Annotated in this window: 19 protein-coding genes; 2 read left to right on the plus strand and 17 right to left on the minus strand. The window is 71.8% G+C overall.

Annotated elements, in window-relative coordinates; translation table 11 throughout:
* Positions 1–4: 4 nt before the first annotated feature.
* From HUV60_RS00215 to HUV60_RS00255, 9 genes are all read right to left on the minus strand, one after another.
* Positions 5–1465, minus strand: a complete 1461-nt coding sequence (locus HUV60_RS00215) for a multicopper oxidase family protein (RefSeq protein ID WP_257853072.1) — start codon at positions 1463–1465, stop codon at positions 5–7.
* 109 nt (positions 1466–1574) lie between these two features.
* Positions 1575–2336 (minus strand): response regulator transcription factor, encoded by a 762-nt coding sequence (locus tag HUV60_RS00220; protein WP_257853068.1) that lies wholly within the window; start codon positions 2334–2336, stop codon positions 1575–1577.
* Positions 2337–2435: 99 nt separating this feature from the next.
* On the minus strand, positions 2436–2873 hold the full coding sequence (locus HUV60_RS00225; RefSeq protein WP_257853067.1) for a GNAT family N-acetyltransferase: 438 nt from the start codon (positions 2871–2873) through the stop codon (positions 2436–2438).
* On the minus strand, positions 2857–4146 hold the full coding sequence (gene purB / locus HUV60_RS00230; protein WP_257853066.1) for an adenylosuccinate lyase: 1290 nt from the start codon (positions 4144–4146) through the stop codon (positions 2857–2859). Before purB ends, HUV60_RS00225 begins: the two co-directional genes overlap by 17 nt.
* Positions 4147–4170: 24 nt before the next feature.
* Positions 4171–5679 carry a glutamine synthetase family protein gene (locus tag HUV60_RS00235; protein WP_257853065.1) on the minus strand — a complete coding sequence of 503 codons (1509 nt, stop codon included), beginning with the start codon at positions 5677–5679 and terminating at the stop codon, positions 4171–4173.
* A 3-nt stretch (positions 5680–5682) separates the two neighbouring features.
* Positions 5683–7080: an amidase gene (locus tag HUV60_RS00240; RefSeq protein ID WP_257853064.1), complete on the minus strand. Its 1398-nt coding sequence runs from the start codon at positions 7078–7080 to the stop codon at positions 5683–5685.
* Positions 7077–9017, minus strand: coding sequence for a hypothetical protein (locus HUV60_RS00245; protein ID WP_257853063.1), 1941 nt, complete (start codon positions 9015–9017; stop codon positions 7077–7079). Before HUV60_RS00245 ends, HUV60_RS00240 begins: the two co-directional genes overlap by 4 nt.
* Positions 9014–9340 carry a 4Fe-4S dicluster-binding protein gene (locus HUV60_RS00250; RefSeq protein WP_257853062.1) on the minus strand — a complete coding sequence of 109 codons (327 nt, stop codon included), beginning with the start codon at positions 9338–9340 and terminating at the stop codon, positions 9014–9016. Before HUV60_RS00250 ends, HUV60_RS00245 begins: the two co-directional genes overlap by 4 nt.
* A 53-nt stretch (positions 9341–9393) precedes the next feature.
* A complete protein-coding gene (locus tag HUV60_RS00255; RefSeq protein ID WP_257853060.1) occupies positions 9394–9579 on the minus strand; it encodes a hypothetical protein in 186 nt (61 codons plus the stop codon).
* Between HUV60_RS00255 and HUV60_RS00260 the strand changes: the two genes are divergently transcribed.
* Entirely contained in the window at positions 9578–10015 is a 438-nt protein-coding gene (locus HUV60_RS00260; protein WP_257853059.1) for a VOC family protein, read from the plus strand. The two genes, HUV60_RS00255 and HUV60_RS00260, sit on opposite strands and share 2 nt — an antisense overlap.
* A 67-nt stretch (positions 10016–10082) precedes the next feature.
* Here HUV60_RS00260 and HUV60_RS00265 read toward each other — a convergent pair whose 3' ends face one another.
* Positions 10083–10535 (minus strand): carboxymuconolactone decarboxylase family protein, encoded by a 453-nt coding sequence (locus tag HUV60_RS00265; RefSeq protein ID WP_257853057.1) that lies wholly within the window; start codon positions 10533–10535, stop codon positions 10083–10085.
* Positions 10536–10717: 182 nt separating this feature from the next.
* Positions 10718–12901, minus strand: a complete 2184-nt coding sequence (locus HUV60_RS00270; protein ID WP_257853056.1) for an MMPL family transporter — start codon at positions 12899–12901, stop codon at positions 10718–10720.
* A gap of 213 nt (positions 12902–13114) precedes the next feature.
* Here HUV60_RS00270 and HUV60_RS00275 point away from each other — a divergent pair, with 213 nt between their 5' ends.
* The gene (locus tag HUV60_RS00275) at positions 13115–13984 is read left to right on the plus strand and encodes a sigma-70 family RNA polymerase sigma factor (protein ID WP_257853207.1); all 870 of its coding nucleotides are present in this window, start codon (positions 13115–13117) and stop codon (positions 13982–13984) included.
* A gap of 16 nt (positions 13985–14000) precedes the next feature.
* Here the strand turns inward: HUV60_RS00275 and HUV60_RS00280 are convergent, their stop codons facing one another.
* The 6 genes from HUV60_RS00280 to HUV60_RS00305 all read right to left on the minus strand — a co-directional run bounded on the left by HUV60_RS00280 (position 14001) and on the right by HUV60_RS00305 (position 20165).
* Positions 14001–14927, minus strand: a complete 927-nt coding sequence (locus HUV60_RS00280; RefSeq protein ID WP_443047486.1) for an alpha/beta hydrolase — start codon at positions 14925–14927, stop codon at positions 14001–14003.
* Entirely contained in the window at positions 14927–16477 is a 1551-nt protein-coding gene (locus HUV60_RS00285; RefSeq protein WP_257853054.1) for an FAD-dependent monooxygenase, read from the minus strand. Before HUV60_RS00285 ends, HUV60_RS00280 begins: the two co-directional genes overlap by 1 nt.
* 103 nt (positions 16478–16580) lie before the next feature.
* Positions 16581–18125 (minus strand): FAD-dependent monooxygenase, encoded by a 1545-nt coding sequence (locus HUV60_RS00290; RefSeq protein WP_257853053.1) that lies wholly within the window; start codon positions 18123–18125, stop codon positions 16581–16583.
* A gap of 1 nt (position 18126) precedes the next feature.
* Positions 18127–19071: an aromatase/cyclase gene (locus HUV60_RS00295; protein WP_257853051.1), complete on the minus strand. Its 945-nt coding sequence runs from the start codon at positions 19069–19071 to the stop codon at positions 18127–18129.
* A gap of 25 nt (positions 19072–19096) precedes the next feature.
* A complete protein-coding gene (locus tag HUV60_RS00300) occupies positions 19097–19882 on the minus strand; it encodes an SDR family NAD(P)-dependent oxidoreductase (RefSeq protein ID WP_257853049.1) in 786 nt (261 codons plus the stop codon).
* Positions 19883–19895: 13 nt separating this feature from the next.
* Entirely contained in the window at positions 19896–20165 is a 270-nt protein-coding gene (locus tag HUV60_RS00305; protein ID WP_257853048.1) for an acyl carrier protein, read from the minus strand.
* Positions 20166–20183 lie beyond the last annotated feature (18 nt).

Below are 20183 nucleotides of genomic sequence, written 5' to 3' on the forward strand. Positions count from 1 at the left end.
CGCCTCATCTGATGTGCATCGTGGCCATCATGCCCCGCACGCCGTGCTCGAACATGTGGCAGTGGTAGACGTAGTGCCCCCGGTACGTGTCGAACACGGCCTGGAGCCTGACCGTCTCACCCGGGGCGAGGAAGACGGTGTCCTTCAGCCCGGTCTCCCCCGGCTCCGGAGGCCGTCCGCCGCGCTCCAGCACCCGGAACTGCACCAGGTGCATGTGGAAGTTGTGCTCGGCCCGCGCGTTGGCGTTGGTGACCGTCCAGATCTCGCTCGTCCCGAACCTGACGGCGGCGTCGACGCGTCCGGGGTCGTACACCTTCTCGTCGATGTACGCACCGGGGTGCTCCCCGCCCTCGTCCATGCGCAGCGCCACCTCGCGCTCCACGTCGGGGCGGGGCAGCGGCGGCAGCGAGCGGAGCCGCGCGGGGATCTCGCTCGGGTCGTCGGCCGTGCGCACCACGTCGAAGCGCAGCACCTCGCCGATCTCCTCGACCGGACCGGAACCCGTGGTGTTCTTCAGCACCACGCTGCTGCCGACCGGGTAGCGGGAGAAGTCGACGACGACGTCGGCGCGTTCGCCCGCGGACATCAGAACGCGGTCGGTGGTGTGGGGAGCGGGGAGCAGACCGCCGTCGGAGCCGATCTGGACGAGCGGGCCGCCGTCCGCCAGCCGCAGCTCGAAGCGGCGCTGGTTGGACGCGTTCAGCAGGCGCAGCCGGTACTTGCGGGCGGCGACCTCGAAGTACGGATAGGGCACGCCGTTGGTGAGGATGGTGTTCCGGCCCCGGTCACCCATCGCGTAGACGAGCCGGCCCTGCTCGTCGAACCGGGCGTCGCGCAGGGCGATGACGGCCTCGTACCGCCCCGCGGGCAGGGGCAGCGACCGTTCCGTGTCGTCGGTGAGCAGGTACGAGCCGGACAGTCCCCTGTAGACGTTCTCCGCCTCGAGGTGGTGGGCGTGGTCGTGGAACCACAGCGGCGCGTGCGACTGCCGGTTGGGGTAGTGGTACACGCGGTCGGCGCCGGGCTCGATGACGTCCATCGGGTCGCCGTCGCTGTCCGGGCGGACGGAGGCCCCGTGCAGGTGCACCGCGGTCGGCACGGTGAGGCGGTTGCGCTGTCTGATCACCACGGGACGGCCGGTGCGCGCCCTGATGACCGGTCCGGGGAAGTGACCGTCATAGGTGAGGACGTCGGTCTGTATTCCGGGCAGGATCTCCGCACGCGCGGGCTTCATGGTCATCACGTACACGTCGGATCTGCCGGTGTTGCCCAGCGGTCTCTTCACGGGCAGCAGGCGCATCGGCCGCCGGAACTTCTCCACCGCCGCCGCCAGGGCCGTCGGTGCCGTCCCGGTCGCCGGCCCGGCCGTCATGTGCGCGGCGACCAGCGGTGCGAGGCCAGCTCCGGTCAGCCCCACACCTGTGGTGGCGACCGCAACGCCCAGTGCACTGCGTCGGGTGATCATGGTGTTCTCCTGGACTCGTCCGCACAGCTACCTGCGTGGGGGGGCAGCTGTAGTCCAGCAAGACGCACTTGCGTCCGGCTTGTGCGGTGTGCTCGCGGCGCCCGGCCGCTCACCCCGCGCCCAGCCTGAACCCCACCCCGCGCACGGTGACGACCCATCCATTGCCGCCGAGTTTGCCGCGCAGGCTGCTGACGTGCGTGTCGATCGTGCGGCGCGACCAGGAGTCGCCCCACACCTGCTGCAGGAGCTGCTTCCGCGGGATCACCGTGTCGGGCTGGGACGCCAGCAGGTACAGCAGGTCGAACTCCTTGCGGGTGAGGGCCACCGGCTCGTCGTCCACGGTGACCACGCGCGAGTCGACGTCGATGCGCAGGCGGCCGTGGTGTATCTCCCTGGCCGCGGCGGGCTGCCACCGGGCGCGGCGCATCACCGCCTCGATCCGGGCCATGAGTTCGCGCAGCCCGTAGGGCTTGGTCACGTAGTCGTCGGCGCCCGCGTGCAGTCCGAGCACGCAGTCGAGCTCGGACTGCCGGGCGGTGACGATGATGATCGGGACCCTGCTGACCTCGCGGATCGCGCGGCACACCTCCAGGCCGTCGAGATCGGGCAGATCGAGGTCGAGCAGCACCATCTCGACGTCCTCGTAGGCCTGCAGGGCCGCGCTGCCGTGCCGGACGCCGACCGGGTCGTGCCCGTGCCGCCGCAGCTGGGCGGTCAGTGATCCGGCGAGGGCGGCGTCGCCGTCCACCACCAGGATGCGCTGGCCGGTCGGTGCCCGGGCCGCCGTCGAAGCGCCCGGCTCCGCGAGCCGGGCGGCCTCGGGCGCGGGGGCGAAGGGCTCCAGCATCGCCTGTGACGGAATTTGGCTCATGCCTCCCCCGTGGAATGTGCTGTGCCCGCCCGTCCGCCCGCGCGGGCCGCGGACAGACGGTTCCCGCCGACGAACCTAGGAACGCGTGGTCGAGTCCCGCTACGGCTGGGCTTGTGGCCCGTCCAGCGGCTGCCCGGGGTTCAGGACCCACGCCGAGTCGTGCCGGGTGAAGCCGACGCGCGGGTAGTAGGCGGTCGCGGCGGGCGCCGAGAGCAGCACCACCTTCGCGTCGGGGGCCTCCCGCCGGGTCGCCTCCAGGAGGGCGAGCCCCACCCCCGAGCGCTGATGCCGGCGCACCACGGCGATGTCCGACAGGTAGGTGACGTAGGAGAAGTCGGAGACGCTGCGGGCGATGCCGATGAGCGCGCCGTCCGCATCCCGGGCGACGACGATGAGGTTCGCCTCCCGCACCATCGCGGCCATCCGGTCGCGGTCGTCGACGGGCCGCCGCTCACCGAGCCCCGACTCGTGGTAAATCGCCAGCACCTCGTCCAGGTCGAGGGTTCGCCCGCTGACGCGTTCAGTCTTCCAGCTCATCGAGCATCTCCAATCGCCGCCGTACGACGTCGTGATGGATGAGGAAGCGCTCGGGACGCAGTTCCTCGCGCAGTTCGACGCCTTCCTCGGCCAGGGTGTCCACGAACGGTGTGCCGGTGGCCACCGTCCGGTTCGCGGCGGCCTGTGCCGAGCGGTACGCCCGCTCCCGCTCCGCGCCGTCGCCGAGCAACTCCACCAGAACGGCCGAACTGTAGACGAGACCATGGGTCCGGTCGAGAGCGGCCCGCATCCGGTCCGGGTGGACACGGAGGCAGGACACCAGTTCCTCGGCCGTCGTGGCCTGGAAGTGGCCGACGGCCAGGCTGTCGGGCAGGATGACCCGCTCGACAGCCTGGTGGGCCAGGTCCCGTTCGTGCCACAGGGCGACGTTCTCGAGCGCGGTCGTGGCGTAGCCGCGCAGCAGGCGCGCCAGGCCGCACAGCCGCTCGCTGGTGGTCGGGTTGCGCTTGTGCGGCATGGCGCTCGAGCCCTGGTAGGCCGGGGCCCGCCGCTCCTCGACCTCGGCCACCTCGGTTCGCTGCAGCAGCCGCAGCTCCAGGGCGACCTGCTCGACGCAGGCCCCCATGGCGGCGACGGCCTGAACCAGTTGGGCGTGCCGGTCACGGGCGACGACCTGGCTGGGCGCCGGTTCGATGCCCAGGCCCAGCGACTCGCACACGTACCTCTCCACGAACGGGTCGATGAGCGCGTACGTGCCGACCGAACCGGAGATCGTGCCGACCGCGACGGCGTCGCGCGCCGCCGCCAGCCGCCGCAGCGAGCGGTCGACGGCGAAGGCGTAGCCGGCGAGTTTATGCCCGAAGGTGGTGGGCTCCGCGTGCACGCCGTGCGTGCGCCCGACCATCAGCGTGTCCCAGTGCTCCAGCGCCTTGGCCACCAGTGTGCGGCGCAGCCGCCGCCCCGCCGCCATCAGGAGGTCGGTGGCCCGGGCCAGGGTGTGACCGAGGGCGGTGTCCACCAGGTCGTAGCTGGTCATGCCCAGGTGCACCCAGCGGGCCGAGGACTCGGGGATGTCCTCGCAGTACGCGGCGAGGAAGGAGAGCACCTCGTGGTCGCGTTCCTTCTCGATCTCCGCGACCCGGTCCGCGAGCGGCACCCGGGCCCGGCGCATGTCCCGGACCGCGTCCTCGGGTACGCGTCCCAGCCGTACCTGCGCCTCCGTCGCGAGGATCTCCACGCGGACCCAGGTGGCGTAGCGCGACTGGTCGGAGAAGAGATCCGCCATCTCGGGCAAGGTGTATCGGGGAATCATGCAACGACCTCTGTTCTCCGGTTGTCAGTACGCCTCGAAGTACTCTCGCTGCTCCCACTCCGTGACCTGGCCGTCGCCGGACCCGGTCGTGGTGCACCACGTCTCGTAACGCCGCAGCTCGCTCTCCTTGAGTTTGACCAGGCAGGCTGTGAGCGGCCTGCCGAGCAGTTGCTCGGCGCGTCCGGCCCGGAACGCGGCGAGCGACTCGCCCAGGGACTGCGGCACGAACTCCGCCGCCACCCCGCCGGACCGTCCGCCGGTTTCCGGCCCGGCTGCGCCGCCGAGGCCGTCCAGGCCCGCGAACAGCTGGGCGGCGATGGTGAGATAGGGGTTGGCGCACGGTTCTCCGCTGCGGTTCTCGATGTGCGCGCCGGTGCCGCCACCGACCATGCGGAGCATGACGCTGCGGTCCTCCACGCTCCAGTCGATCCGGGTGGGGGCCAGGGCGTGCCGGGAGTCCAGCCGCCGGTAGCCGTTGACTGTGGGCACCGACAGCAGGAACAGCTCCCGGCTCCAGGCCAGCAGCCCGTCGGCGTAGGCCTTGGCCTCCGGTGACAGGCCGCCGGACGGCCCTTCGGCGGAGAAGAGGTTGCGTCCCGTCGCGTTCTCCCGCACGGACTGGTGCAGGTGCCAGCCGCTGGGGTCGAAGGCGTCCAGACGCGGCTGCGACATGAAGGAGGCGTGGTAGCCGCGCTGTGCGCACCACCGTTTGGCGGTGGTGCGGAACAGCAGCATCGCGTCGGCGGTGTCGAGCGCGGACATGGGGCTGAACGTGGACTCGACCTGGCCGGGGCCCGACTCGTGTTCCATCGAGCGCAGCGGCAGGCCGAGCGCGGTCAGGTGCAGGGCGAGCGGGTCGGTGACGTGGGCCACGGAGTCATAGCGTGCGTCCAGGTTGAACTGGTAGCCCGCGTTCAGGGGAGCCACCCGCGGGGCCCTGCCCTGCAGGCCGAAGCCGTTGCCCTCGTTGCCCGGCTCGTCGTCGAGCAGCCGCGTGAGGTACCACTCGACTTCGAGGCCCACCACCGGAGAGTAACCGCGTTCGGCGTAGGCGGCGTCGAGCCGCCGCAGCACGGCCCGCGACGACAGCGGGTGCGGGGTGCCGTCGCGCAGGTACTCGTCGCCGACGACCCAGGCGGTGCGCGGCTCGGTACCGGGCAGGACCTGGAACGTCAACGGGTCGGGGACCAGGATGAAGTTCCCCGCGCCCACGATCTCCTCCACTCCGAGACCGGGCTCGCCGAGGAAGTCGACCGCGATGGCGTGTCCGGTGTCGAAGAGGAAGGGTCCCGGGCTGAAGTTCATGCCGTTGCGCAGGACCGAGCGGAACGCGTCCGCGGTCAACGTCTTGGAGCGGGCGAGGCCGTGCGGGTCCGGGAAGACCAGGCGCACGAAGTCGATCTGCCCGAGGTCGGCCTCGATCTGCTCGGCGACGGCGAACTGCTCCTCGCTCCACAGCCCGTGGTCGGAGACGAACGAGGGACTGCCGACGGCGTCCTCGGCGGAGACGGAGCGCCATGACCGGGTGTACATGGTTCAGAGGGTCCTTTCGGTGGCGGGGACAAGCTCGTGCTGCGCGTGGGGCGGGGGCAGCGGTCCCAGCTCCGTCTCCAGCCGGTGAGCCACCGTCAGGACCACCTCGTCGGCCCCGACGGGCCCGACGAGCTGCACCCCGGCAGGCAGCCCGGAGCCGGTCAGGCCGGCCGGGAGCGTCACCGCGGGCTGACCGGTCATGTTGAAGGGGTACGAAGCGGGCGACCACGCCAGCCAGAGCAGATCACGCGGGTCGGCCGCCCACTGCGGCCCGATGGCCCGCACGTCGAACGGCTCAATGGGGACGGTGGCCATGGCCAGCAGGCCGTACCGGCGCATCACGGAGCGCAGCCTCGTGCGCAGCCCCTGGCGGACCTCCTCGGCCCGCATCAAAGCGGTGCCGCTGAGGGTACGTCCGTAGCGGACGATCTCCAGCCTGCCCGGGTCGCACCACTCCTCGTCCTCCGGCGGCGCCCCCGCCGCCTCGGCCGCGGCCAGGATGTCGACGAGGGCCGGGTAGAGGTCGTCGCAGCGTACCTCCACCCGCTCGACCCGGTGACCCTGGCCGGCCAGGGCGGCCATCGCCTGCTCCGTCACCTTGCGGATCTCGTCCGTGGTGCCCTCGTACTCGATCCATCCGATGTGCTGGGAGCGGCTGTCGGAAGGCAGGTCGATCGAGCCGAGCCCCGAGTCGGGGTCGGCCGGGTGCGGTCCGGCGACGACGGCGGCGAGCGCGGCCGCGTCGGCGACGCTGCGTGCCAGCGTGCCCTGGTGGGCCAGCCGGTCGACGCCGTTGGGAACGTACGGGACCCGCCCGTACGACGGTTTGTACCCGGCCACTCCGCAGAACGCCGCGGGGATCCGGATGGAGCCGGCCCCGTCGGTGCCCAGGGCGCCCTCGCCGAGCCCGGTCGCCACGGCGGCGGCGGCACCGCCGCTGGAGCCGCCCGCGGTGAGGCCGGGCGCGTAGGGGTTGCCGGTGGGCGGTGCGACGCGGCCGAGGGTGGAGGCGCTCCAGCCGTACTCGGAGGTCGTCGTCTTGCCGATGACGACGGCGCCGGCCGCCCGCAGCCGGGCGACGGCCGGGGCGTCCTCGCGGGTCCGCCGGTTCTCCAGCAGCGAACCCCGGGTGGTCGGCAGGTCGCGGGTCTGCAGCAGGTCCTTCACCGAGACCGTGACGCCCAGCAGCGGAGCTCCGCGCCAGGCGTCGGGGCCGCGCTCGCGGATGCGCCGGTCGGCCTGCTCGGCCGTCTGGAGGGCCTCGTCGCCCGCGGCGGTGACGAACGCGCCCAGTGTGTCCCGCTCGCGGACGGCGGTCAGCACGGACTGGACGTGCTCGACGACGGTGGCCTCCCCCCGGCGGAAGCGTTCCGTGAGCTCGCCGATACCCGGGGCCGTCATCGGGTGGCGCCCAGGGGGTCGGGGCGGGCCGCGTCTACGCCGACGATCGTGCGCCGGTGCCACCCGGCATCGAACGCGGTGACCTGCACCGGAACCCCGTCGGCGGCCAGTTCGGCAGCCAGGCCGGTGGCGCGGGCGACGAAACGGGACGCCCGGTGGGCGGCGAGCAGGTCCTGCTCCTCAAAGGGGGTGTCCGCGCAGCGCAGCAGGCGCAGGTCGACGAAGCCGTTGAACGTGCGCCCGGCCACCTCGACGGACTGCGGGGAACGGACGGAGAACCGCACCTTGTTGGTGACGTGCCCGTGGTGGTGCTGGTCGGAGAAGAACGCGACGTCCGGGATGGTAGGCGGCACGAAGTGGTCCCGGGCCACCACGGCGGGGTGCCGGGGCAGGTTGCCGGGGACGAAGTGCCAGGAGTTGTACTGCATCCGGGAGGACATCGCCCACGCCGCGTCCGCCACCGCCTCCGCCGAGCCGCCGAAGTGGGCGTGCGCCTCGGGCCGGGGCACCACGCAGCAGAAGTAGTGGGTGATGTCCCAGTCGCAGATCTCGGCCCAGCTCTCCGACCGCAGCCCACTGATCAGGGCGGGCAGCGAGCGCATCCCGCGGCTCATGGCGAAGTCGGCGCGGAAGACCTCGGCGGCGGCTGCCACGGTCTCGTGCACCAGCGCTTCGAGACCGGTACCGAACTCCCCGTGCGGCTGGGCAAGCCATTGCGGGGACGCGGCGGCGCTCCGGCCGAGCTCGTCGAGGGTGACGCCGGTCAGCGGGAGGCGCTCGGTCAGCCACGCGCTGATCTCCTCGTCGCGCCTCCGCGTCCTCTCGTCGTCCGTGGCGATGCGCTCCACCTTGTGCATCAGCGCGCCGTGGATCTCGCGGTAGAGCGGAGCCTGCTTGATCACCTGGCGCCGACGGACGCCCAGCGCCTCGGCGAGGGCCTTGAGGTCCTCCACGCCGTGCGACGCGGCGGGGCCGACCGGTTCGCCGGGGACGCTGTTGTAGGACCGGCGCACCCGCTCCAGCATGGCCGCGACGTGGTCCACGCTCAGCTGCGTGCCGTTGGCCTCCTCAACCCGGCCGAAGCCGGCCGAACGGATGAGCAGGGTGAGGCCGACCACCAGTTGGACGTCGTTGTCCGACCACAGCTCGAGCGGCAGTTGCTGCAGGCTGCTGAGGGCGCAGTCCGGGTGTCCCGGCCACAGGGTCTTGCCAGTGATGTTGTTCTGGTCACGGAAGTTGGTGTACTGCCGGTGTTCCTGGTACAGCACGAACGGGGCGGTGCGCAGGGCCGCTTCCTTCGCCCGCTCCAGGAGTTCGTCGCGGCCCTTCTCACCCTGCCTGTCCAGCCACGCACGGCAGTCGGCGACCGAACGGGCGGTCCGCGCGGCCGCGCGGCTCATCTCGGCGTGGTAGGCGCGGGCGGCCTGCAGCGACCACGGCACGCGCAGCACCCCGCCGACCAGTTCCCGCCGGGCCAGGGGATTTTGTGCGGGGCCGCGCATGACGATCCGGCCGCTGGTGGCCAGCGCCAGTTCGCCGACGAACACGGGCTCCTCGTCGGCCGCCTCGATGAGGTCGGCGGCTGCCGCGGTGCCGGGGTCCTCCGCGCTGTCGCCGGGGCCGTCCTTTCGCCAGGTCAGTCCCCACAACGCCCTGAACGCCGCCTCGTCGGAGGTGCTCAACGCCCGCAGTTGCACCCCTTCGGGCATGTGCCCGTCGAGGCTGAGCAGGACCTCCACGGACGCGCGCAGGTCTCCGGCGGCCCGGGCCCGTTCCCAGACCCGGCCGAGGAGCCCGGGGAACCCGGCGCCGGGCTCGCGTGCGCGATCCGGTCCTGCTGCGGTGCCCGCGAACGTGCCCAGCCTGCTGGGGCGGCGGCTGATCCGCTTCCTGGCATTGGCTGCGCGGCGGCTCTCGCGCTCCGCGGACCCGCTCATGAGGTGCCTGCGGACAGGTCGATGTGGCTCCACAGACTCTCGTCGGTCGGGGTCCAGTCCTCGTCGACGTAGATGCAGTCGACGGGGCACTCGAGCACGCAGGCGGGGCAGCCCGAGCACAGTTCGGGAATGATGACGACGTCCAGACCACGGTCGAATATGGCACCGAACTCCTCGGGACAACTGCGCAGGCAACTGTCGCAGGTGATGCACTCCGAGGTTTCTATGCGGCGCGGTGGTTTCTTCCAGTTCTCGCCGCGAGTCCGCGCGGCGATCCGCTCGGAACGGGCGGATTTCGCCGCCGAAAATGCGTTCTCGCTCACGGACACTCACCCTTCGGGTCGGTTCGAAACGACCATCACTGCCGTCCATATCGTTACGGCGTCGTCTCGACCAATCCATGAGCTTCGGTGGTGGCGTACTCGACCGCTTCGTTCAACCGGAGAAATGCCCAGTTGAACAGCGGTGACCGGCGGATAACGTCGTCACGGGAAAACAGCCCGGGCAACCGAACACGAACAGGAGCAGCCACGATGCCTGCAACGCCGGCGCCGAAAATCATGACGTTCCTGACTTTCAGGAGGGATGCCGAGGAGGCACTGCAGTTCTACACCTCGATCTTCGACAACTCCGAGGTGCACCGGATGATCCGGGCACGCGCCGGAGAGCCGGGGTGGGAGGAAGGAACGCTGCAGCACGCCCTCTTCACTCTCGACGGGCAGATGTTCATGTGCACGAACATGCCTCCGCCCGGGGCCGTCGGATACGATCTGGCCCCGTGGGACTCGTACGGTTTCTCCCCGGCGACCGCGATATACGTGCAGTGCGAATCGGAGAGCGAATTCGACCGGTTCTACACGGCCCTCTCCGAGAAGGGTGAGGTCATCATGCCGGCAGGCGCGTACGAGTTCAGTGCCCGGTTCGCATGGTTGACCGACCGGTTCGGGGTCTCGTGGCGCATCAACCTCGTGCCGTCCAGGGGCGCCCGCGGGCGGTGATTCACCGGACACGGCTGAGGCCCGGCCCACCACGTGGTGGGCCGGGCCTCAGTCGTGTCCGCGCCTGTCAGCCCCAGGCGCCGGCCACCTGCTTGGTGGTCACGTTCAGACGGTTGAAGAAGTTGGTCAGTCCGACCATCAGGATCAGCGCCGCCAGGCCCTTCTCGTCGTAGTGGGCGGCGGCCCGCTCCCAGACCTCGTCCGGCACGGGGTCGGTGCGGTCGGACAGCCGGGTGGAAGCCTCGGCCAACTCCAGCGCGGCCCGCTCGGCGTCGGTGAAGTAGGACGTCTCGCGCCAGGCGGCGACGGCGGACAGACGCTCCTCGGTCTCGCCGGCCTTGCGGGCACCGCGGGCACCGGAGTCCACACAGGGGCTGCAGCCGTTGATCTGGCTCGCGCGCAGGTGGACCAGGTCGAGGGTCGCCTTCGGGACACCGCCGGAGTAGATCGCCTTGTACATCTCCTGAATGGGCTGCGTGGCGTCAAGGATCATCGCCGGGTTCTGCAGGCGCGCTTCCATGGTCATTCCTCTCTTCGATCAACATCCGACGCCGCTGGCCGACGGCGTCACTTCTATGACGAACGGGGGTGGGCAAGTGTGACAGAGGCAGGTCACCGGGTCTGTGGAGACCTGCCGGCCCGCCCGTGCGGGCGCCGCGCCGCGGGGGATTCGGCGCGGCGCCCTTCCGTCCGGCGCGTCGGTCAGGCACCGACGTCGACCCGGGCGGTCTCCAACGGGCGCTCGCTCCGGGGCGGCGCCTCGTCCTCGGGGTGACCCGGGCGCCAGATGCGTGGGCCGATGCCGAGGGAGAGTGCGGGGATCAGCAGACTGCGCACCAGGAAGGTGTCCAGGAGGATGCCGATCGCGATGAGCAGGCCCTGCTGCAACGACGCCACAGTCGGGATCGCGGCGAGGACGCAGAACGTGGCCGCCAGCACGACTCCTGCGGACGTGATGACCCCGCCGGTGACCGTGAGCCCGGTGAGGGTGCCCTCGCGGTGTCCGCGCAGCCGGACCTCCTCCCGGACCCGGGCCATCAGGAAGATCGTGTAGTCCACCCCGAGAGCGACCAGGAACAGGAAGCCGATCAGCAGCAGTCCGCGGTCGATGCGCGGGTAGTCGATGGCGTGGAAGAGCAACGAGGCCGCGCCCACGGCGGAGGCGTAGGAGAGCACCACCGACGCCAGGAGGACGAGCGGGGCGACCACCGCGCGCAGCACCAGGATCAACATGAGCAGGACGACCACGAGGATCAGCGGGATCAGCAGCATCTCCTCGTCCTGCTGGGCGTCGGAGGTGTCGAGCGCGATCGCGGCCTGGCCTCCCACGACGGCGTCGGCGCTGTCCTCCTGTCCCTTGTCGAGTGCCGTGCGCATCCGCTCGACGGTGTCCTTGGCCGCCTGGGTGTCGGGGGCGTCCTCGAACACGGCGGTCAGGTGGGTCCAGCCGCCCGCGGTCCGCTGCGTGGCCGCAGACTCCACACCCGTTACGGCCTGGACGGTCCGCAGCGCGGCGTCCGCTCCCCCGGCGGGCACGTAGATGTCGGCGGGCGCCGAGGAGCCCGCGGGGAAGTGCTCGGCGAGGAGCCGCTGGCCCTCGACGGAGTCGACGGTCTTGGTGAACTGCTCGGCCTGGGTCTGGCCGGTCTCCACTGTGGTGGTCCCGATGGCAAGGACGGCCAGGACGCCGAGGGAGGCGGCCCAGATCAAGCGGGGCCTGCGCCCCACGGCCTGCGCCACGCGGGCCCAGGCTCCGTGCTCCTTCTCCACGCCCGCGTCGTAGCCCGGGGCGTAGCGCGGTACGAAGGGCCAGAACGTCCACCGGCCGAGGATGACGAGCAGGGCGGGCAGCAGCGAGGTCATCGCCAGGAACACCACCGCGACACCGATGGCCACGACCGGGCCGAGACCGCGGGTGGAGTTCATGCTGCCGAAGACCAGGCAGAGCGTGGCGACACCCACGGTGGCCGCGGAGGCCGCCAGTGCCGGCAGCGAGTGGCGCACGGCGATCCGCATCGCCTCGTGACGGTCCTCGTGGCGGTGCAGCTCCTCACGGTAGCGGGCGATGAGCAGCAGGGCGTAGTCGGTGCCGACGCCCACGCACAGGATCATCAGGATGTACGCGCTGAGCCCGTTGACGAGCAGGCCCGCGTGTTTGGCGAGGAGGTAGACCACGCCACTGGCGACCTGGCTGGCCAGGAAGACGGTCAGCAGCGGGACCAGCCACAGAACCGGGCTGCGGTAGGTCATCAGCAGCAGCACCGCGACGACCCCGAGCGCGGCACCCAGCAGCGCCCCGTCCATACCGCTGTAGACCTCGGCGAAGTCCCGGACGCTGCCGGCTTCGCCGGCGATCCTGATGTCGAGGCCGTCCGGCGCACCGTTCTTCACGATGTCCTCGGACTCGTCCACGGCGTCGGTGAGCACCCCGTTGTCGCTGGGGTGCGTCCGCAGGGGGTAACCGAGGAAGGCGGCCTTGCCGTCCTCGGACACCTGGGGCTGGGCCACGTCGCCCACGGCGACGTCGTCCTGCAGGGCGCTCCGGTCCGCCTCGATCTTCTCCTGGTCGGCGGCGGTGAGTCCGCTGCCGCGGGCGTAGATGATGACGGCGGTGCTGCTGTCCTTGTCGGCGAAGTACTTCTCCGCCAGTTCGACCGCCTGGGTCGACTGGGCACCGGAGGGCAGCCACGTCTCAGGATCGTTGTCCTGCACGTCGCCCAGCTTCGCCGCCAGGGATCCGCCCGCGGCGATCAGCACCAACCAAATCACCAGCACGGCCCACTTCGAGCGGCGGCCGCTGACCAGCCGGGCGTAGCGGGCCAGAAAGCCGGCTCCGATGCCCGGATCATCACTCCGAGTGACTGTTCGTGAACGCAAAGTCGTCATGGATGCTCACAAAGGGTCAGGGAGCCTACTCGCGACGGCTCCGATCGGAATCCGGGAGAGCGCGACAGGGGGCGCGGCGCCCTCAGTAGCCCTGTGGCCGCATCCCGTCACACGCGGATGGTCCCGTTCGTCACTGCTATGACGGCCGGCAGCGCGAAGATGTGACAGGCGTTGGTCACACACCGACCGAGATCGAAGGGGACGACGGTGGTCATACAGGAGAACGAATGGCTGGCACGCACGTTCGAGGAGAAACGCCCGCGGCTGCACGCCGTGGCCCACCGCATACTCGGTTCGACCGACGAGGCCGAGGACGCCGTGCAGGAGGCCTGGATCAGGCTGCACCGCAGCGACACCGACACCGTGGAGAACCTCGACGGCTGGCTCACCACGGTCGTCGGCCGGGTCTGCCTCGACATACTCCGCGCCCGCAACCGCCGCGAGGAGTTCCTCGAGGAGCATGCCGACCCGTCGGCCGGGCCCCTCTCCGAGAATGTCTCCGACCCGGAGCAGGCGGCCATGCTGGCGGACTCCGTCGGCCTGGCGCTGTTGGTGGTCCTGGACACGCTCGACCCGGACGAGCGGCTCGCCTTCGTCCTGCACGACATGTTCGCCGTGCCGTTCGCCGACATCGCCTCGGTCATCGGGCGCAGCCCGGCGGCCACCCGCCAGCTGGCCAGCCGCGCCCGCCGACGCGTGCACGGCGCCTCTCCGCTGCCCGACCTGCGGCGCCAGCACGAGATCGTGGACGCGTTCCTCACCGCCGCCCGCAACGGCGAGTTCGAGCACCTCCTGACCCTGCTGGCCCCGGATGCCGCCATGCGCGCCGACGACACGGCGGTCCGGATCGGTGCCGCGCCGGTCACCCAGGGCGCCCAGGGCGTGGCGAGCGTCTTCTCCGGCGGCGCCGAAGCGGCCCGCATCGCGCTCGTCGACGGGTCGGTGGGAGCCGTGTGGCAGTCGAAGGTGCGCCCGATCGTGGTCTTCAACTTCACCATCGAGGACGGGAAGATCGCCGCCATCGACCTGGTGGCCGAGCCCGAGCGACTGAGGGAACTGGATGTCGTGGTCCTCGACGGCTGAGCCACCGCCGGGGCGGTCAGTCCCCGGAGCCGCCGGGCACGGCGGCGTCCGGGAGCAGGCACTCCTCCAGGAACGCCAGGGCCCGCAGGTGGTAGGCGCGGGCCGCCCAGCCCAGGCTGATGTTGTGCCCCGCGTCCGGCTGCCGTTCGAGCAGGACGCGGGGGGAGGCGGTGAAGCCGGCCGCCAGGCCGGCCAGTTCGGCGTCCTCGTGCCGCCACCACAGCTCGTGCTCGGCGAAGGTGACCCGTACCGGAACCCGCACCCGGGGGGCGAGCCGGGTGAACAGCCGCGGCCAGTGCGCGAGGTCCGCCGCCTCCCGCGCGGGCATGGGCGCGACCATGCCGACGCTGGCACGGAAGGTTCCCGGCGGGTACAGCCGCAGCGGCCCCCAGTGCCGCCGCCGGTCTCCGGGACTGCCGGAACGCACGTCGTCCTCGGTGGTCGGCGCGTACCGCCGGCCGCAGCCCGAGACGTCCACGCCGAGCAGCCCGTCGCCGTCCTCGGCGTGCGCGGCGACCGAAAGGGCCAGCTTGCCGCCGAAGGAGTGCGCCAGCAGGAAGACGCCCGCGCCGACGGGGTGGCGGCGGGCGAAGTCGGCGATGCCGGCGCGGAGCAGCGGGGTCTGCTCCGCGACGCTCAGCCCGTCCGGCAGCGCGGCGGCGGACCTGCCGTAACCGGGACGGTCCACCGCCAGCACCGTGTAGCCCAGCCGAGCCCCGAGCCGGAGCAGGGACAGTCCCGGCCGCGCCTGCCCGTCGAAGTACCCGGCGGTCATTCCGCCGCCGTGCACCGCCACGACCAGCGCGCGCGGGGCGCCGCCCGCGGGTTCGCTCAGCAGGGCGGACAAAGTGACCCCGGCCCCATCGAGGACGGCCTCGCGGACGTCGTCCACGGGCTCGTCGCGCCGCAGGCCGGCCGCGGACGCCCCGGTGGCCGCCGCCACTACGCGGCTCGCCCGTCGCCGAACCACCGGTCCAGCGCACCGGCGAGCCCGTGCGGCGAGCCCTCACCCGTCCACACCACGTGGCCGTCGGGCCGGACGAGGACCGCGTCCAGGCCGGCCACCACGTCGGTGACGCCCTCCACCGGCTTGGCTGCGACCGTCACCACGTCGACACGGCCGTCCCAGCGGGCTGCGGTGTCACGCACCTCCACGTCGTCGGCCAGGTCGAGCAGGACGCCGCGCGCCGGGTGCAGCAGGCGGAAGGTGTCGGTCTCGCCGTCAGCGCCGGTCAGCGGGCGCTTGGCGAGACGGCGGCCGAGCAGGGGGTGGTGGGTGGGGGCCGCGTCCTGGCCGGCTCCCTCGGATGCGCCGGCCACGTCCACGTCGTAGCGGATGTCGAGGTGGCTGACGATCCCCGCGAGGTGCTTCTTGACCGCGTCGTGCTCGATGAGCTCGGCGAACAGGGCGCGCAGCGGGTCCGACTGCTCGCCGCCGAGGAACACGGTCCCCTGCGCGCGCGTGTTCATCGTCAGCCGCTGCCCGACCGGGTGCCGCTCCCCGTGGTAGGTGTCGAGCAGGCCGGCCGGGGCGGTGCCGCGTACCGTAGCGGCCAGCTTCCAGCCGAGGTTGGCCGCGTCCTGCACGCCGGCGCTCAGCCCCTGACCGCCGGCCGGGAGATGGATGTGCGCCGCGTCGCCCGCCAGCAGCACCCGGCCGCGCCGGTACTCGCCGACCTGGCGGGTGGCGTCGCTGAAGGAGCTCACCCACTCGGCGCTGCCGCCGCTGATGTCCTCGCCGGTGATGTGCTGCCAGGCCGCCGCGACCTCGGCGAAGGTGATGTCGTCGTCCCGCTCGCGGGCCGGGGTGCCGTGCGGGCAGACGATGATGCGGTCGACGCCCTCCTTCAGCGGCGCCGCCATCACCATGCCGTTGGGCAGCCGCTCGCCCAGGAACCGGGGCTTGAGCCCGCAGCCCACGACGTCGGCCAGGAACATCGCGCGGCTGGCGAGGAGTCCGGGGAAGTCGAAGCCGGCCGCCTTGCGGATGCCGCTCTGCCCGCCGTCGCAGCCCACGAGGTAGGCGGCGCGTAGCCGCTCGGTCCCCTCGGGGGCCTCGACGGTGACCTCGACGTGGTCGCCGTCGAGGAAGCCCTCGGACAGGCCCACCACGTCCCAGCCGCGCCGGATGTCCGCGCCGAGCTGCCGCACCCACTCCTCCAGGACGGCCTCGGTCTCGTTCTGCGGGATCCCGCGGGCCCCGAAGTGCGCGTCCTCCAGCGCGGTGTAGTCGAACTGCACCCCGCCGAAGTGGCCCATGGGGCTGACTGCGAGCGTCTCCCCCTGCCCGAACCGCGGCAGCAGCCCGCGCTGGTCGAACACCTCCATGGCCCGGACGGTGAAGCCGAGCCCCCGCGACTGCCCGGTCGGCTCCGCGAGGCGCTCGACGACGATGACGCGTGCTCCGCCCAGGCGCAGTTCCCCTGCGAGCATCAGCCCCGTCGGTCCGGCGCCGACCACGATGACGTCGGTGTCCACCGCTGTCCCTGCCATGATTGTCCTGCCTCTCCTCGCTCGGGTCTGGTCTGTTCGTTCGTACGCTCGAAGGCGGCCACGCACCGGGGCGGTGGCCGGCGAGCCAGGGCCGGGCCGCCGGTCAGCGGGATGTGCCGAACCAGCGCTCCAGCACGGCCGGGAGGCCCGCTACGCCTCCGGGGTCCGCGCTCGTCCCCGGGCCGGCCGCCCACACGACGTAGCCGTCCGGCCGCGCTGCCACGGCGCCCACCCCGTCCAGCTCGCCCGGGTCGCTGCCCGGCTCGGGACGGGCCACGACCAGGTCGACGCGGTCGGCCCACCGCTTGCCCACGGCCGGCACCCGGCCGTCGAGGCCGAGCAGCAGCCCGCGTCCGGACCTGAGCAGTTCGAGGGTGGTGCAGGTGGAGCTGCCCACCCGCAGCCGGGCGTGCGGCAGCCGCAGGCCGACCAGCGGATGGCCGGACCCGCAGGTGTCGTAGCGGATGTCGAGGCCGCTGATCATCCCGGCGAGGCGGGTGCGCACCTGCTCATGGGGGATCAACTCCGCCAGGACCGCGCGCAGCGGCTCCACCTCGCGGCTGCCGAGCAGCAGCGCCGCCTGGGCGCGGATGTTGGAGAGCACGGCGCTGCCCACGGCGTGTCTCTCGTCGTGGTAGGTGTCGAGCAGTCCGTCGAGGGCGTGGCCCGCGATCACGGCAGCGAGTTTCCAGCCGAGGTTGAACGCGTCCTGCAGGCCCAGGTTGAGCGCCTGGCCGCCGATGGGCATCTGGCGGTGCGCGGCGTCGCCCGCGTACAGCACACGGCCGTGCCGGTAGTGCGTGAGCTGGCGGTTGGCGTCGTCGAAGTGGTTCACCCACAGCGGTTTGCCGCCGCTGATGTCCTCGCCGGTCACCCGCTGCCAGGCGGCGGTCATCTCCTCGAACTGCGGGGGGCCCGTCCGCTCCCGTACGGCCGCTCCGAACTCGTGGACCATCACCCGGGTCACGCCGTCCCGGCGGCGCGCGGCGATGGCCAGGCCTCCCGGTAGCCGCTCGAAGCGCCGGTCGGGGATGTCGATGCCGTCGACGTCTGCGCGCAGCAGCTCGCGGGACGCCTCCTGGCCGGGGAAGTCGGCTCCGGTCAGCCGGCGCACCGTGGAGTCCTGGCCGTCGCAGGCGACAAGGTAGCTGCCGCGCAGCCGGACCGGACGCCCGTCGCGCCCGACGGCCTCCGCCTCGACGACCTCGCCGTCCTGGGTCAGGTCGAGCAGTTGCAGCCGGTGGCCGCAGCGGATGTCCGCGCCGAGCGACAGCGCCCACTCCTCGAGCACCGACTCCGTCTTGGTCTGTGGCACCTTCCACTGCCCCGGGTAGGCGCCGGGCAGCATGAGGTCGAGGAGCATGCCGCCGAAGTGCCCCCGCGGCTCGTTGGGCGGGCTGCCGAGGTCCGTCAGCAGACCACGGCTGTCGAGGATCTCCATGGTGCGGGCGTGGAGGGTGGAGGCGCGCGACTCCGTGGTGGGGCGGTGGCGCTGCTCGACGACGGACACCCGGACGCCGCGCAGGCACAGCTCGGCAGCGAGCAGGAGCCCCACAGGCCCGGCACCGACGATGATGACCTGGGTCTCCATCACGTCGGTGCGGCCCGTTCCGGCCCGGTGGGTGCGGTCCGAGTCCTGCGCGGCCATGTCAATTCTTCCGCTCCGCGTAGTCCTTGGCGTGCCCCAGCGTGGTGCGGCTGTTGGTGCTCAGCGCGCTGTGCACGTACTCGCGGGCGTCGGCGACCGTGGCCTGGTCGCCCAGCACCTTGGCGATGTTGGCGGTGTTGATCGACACGGTGTGCTGCGAACTCGCCTCGGTGGTGCCTCTGCCAGTGCCGGCGAACGTCCACACACCGGTGTGCAGGGTCATCAGGGCGGGCAGCGTGACCTGCTTGTACGCGATCTTGCTGGGCTCGAAGGCGACCCGGTACGACTTGGTGGTGTGCACCGAGCCGTCCTTGGCACGGGTGTCCATCTCCAGGGTCTGCAACCCCGGGGTGGGCTCGTCGAACCGTACGGTGGCCACGTGCGGCAGCCGCTCGGGCCACCGGCCGGCCTCGTTGACGAAGTCGAAGACGTCCTTCGCGGCGCCGTTGATCTCCACGGTGTCGGTGAACGAGAAGAGCAGCTTCTCGGACTCCGCGGCGTGGGCGCGCTCGACGTTCTCCTTCAGCGCCGCCAACTCCGACGTGCTGTTGGTGTCCACGGCCTTGTCGATCCACTGCAGCTCCTGCGGGTCGTCGTCGACGGCCCGGTAGTCGTGCAGCAGCCGGACCCGGGACGTCTCCTCGCCCAGGGGCTCCACGATCCAGGTGCCGCCCATCGCGGCGACCGGCGGAGTCGTGACCTCCTGCCGGAAGGCGATGCGCAGGCCCTCCGGGTCCAGGGTGCGGCGCGACGTCCAGTTCTTGGCCTCGCCGTTCGCGGTGGCCCAGATGCGGATGCGCTCCTCGTTCTCGCCCGTCTCCTCCCGCTCGACGTGGATGGTGGGCGGGAAGATCTGCGGCCAGTGGCTCACGTCCGCCAGCAGGCGGTAGACCGTGGCCGTGGGCGCGCCGATGGTGATCTCGTGCTCGACCTCACGCGTCGTCATGACAGCTGCTCCTTGTCCGGGGCGGTCAGAAGTTGCCGAGTCCGCCGCAGACGTTGAGCGCCTGGGAGGTGATGGAGGCGGCGGTGTCGGAGGCCAGGTAGCCGATCAGGCCGGCGACCTCCTCGGGGGTGCTGTAGCGGCCGAGCGGGATCTTGGCCTGGAACTTCTCCAGGATCGCCTCCTCGGTGGTGTCGTAGGCGGCCGCGTACCCCTGCCGCACCCGCTGCGCCATCGGCGTCTCCACGTAGCCGGGGCAGACGGCGTTGACGGTGATACCGGTAGGGGCGAGCTCGTTGCCGAGCGCCTTGGTGAAGCCGACGACGCCGTGCTTGGAAGCGGAGTACGGGGCGCCCAGCACCACGCCCTGCTTGCCCGCGGTGGAGGCGACGTTGATGATGCGGCCCCGGTCCCGGTCCCGCATGCCTCCCGTGGTGAGCACCTCGCGGGTCATCCGGAAGACGCTGTTGAGGTTGGTGTCGATCACGTCGTCCCACAGCGCGTCGCCGATGTCCGCGGTCACGCCGCCGCCCGAGCGACCGGCGTTGTTGACCAGCACGTCGATCCGGCCGTACGTGCCGACCGCGGCCCGGACGAAGGACCTGACCGAGGTGCCGTCGCGCACGTCCAGGGCCTGGCCCTCGGTCTCGAGGCCATCGTTCCTCAGGGACTTGACGGTCGCAATGACGTCGGACTCCGTGCGCGCGCCCAGGAAGACCCGGTGGCCCTGCGTGGCCAGCAGCCGGGCGGCCGCCAGGCCGATGCCGCTCGTGGCGCCCGTCACGAGCGCGACGCGGGAAGGTGGCTGTGTCATGTCGGGTGTCCTCTCAGGCCACACGAGCGGCGGCCAGCCGCTCGTTGACGGTGTCGATCAGGTCCCGGGGGGTCAGGGCGTCGGTCAGGGTGTCGTCGTCGAGCGATATGCCGTACTCGCGTTCGATACAGCCGCCGGTCTCCAGGAGTGCGAGCGACTCATAACCCAGCAGGTCGAACGTGGTGTCCAGGATGTCGTCGTCGAGACCGGTGGCCTCGTCGGCGCCCGCGGCCTGGAGGAGGATCCGCTTCAGGTCGGCGAGGGTGAAACGTTGGTCCGTCATGTCGGTCTGTTTCCTTCG

This window comes from Streptomyces sp. KMM 9044 (assembly GCF_024701375.2).
Taxonomy (GTDB): domain Bacteria; phylum Actinomycetota; class Actinomycetes; order Streptomycetales; family Streptomycetaceae; genus Streptomyces.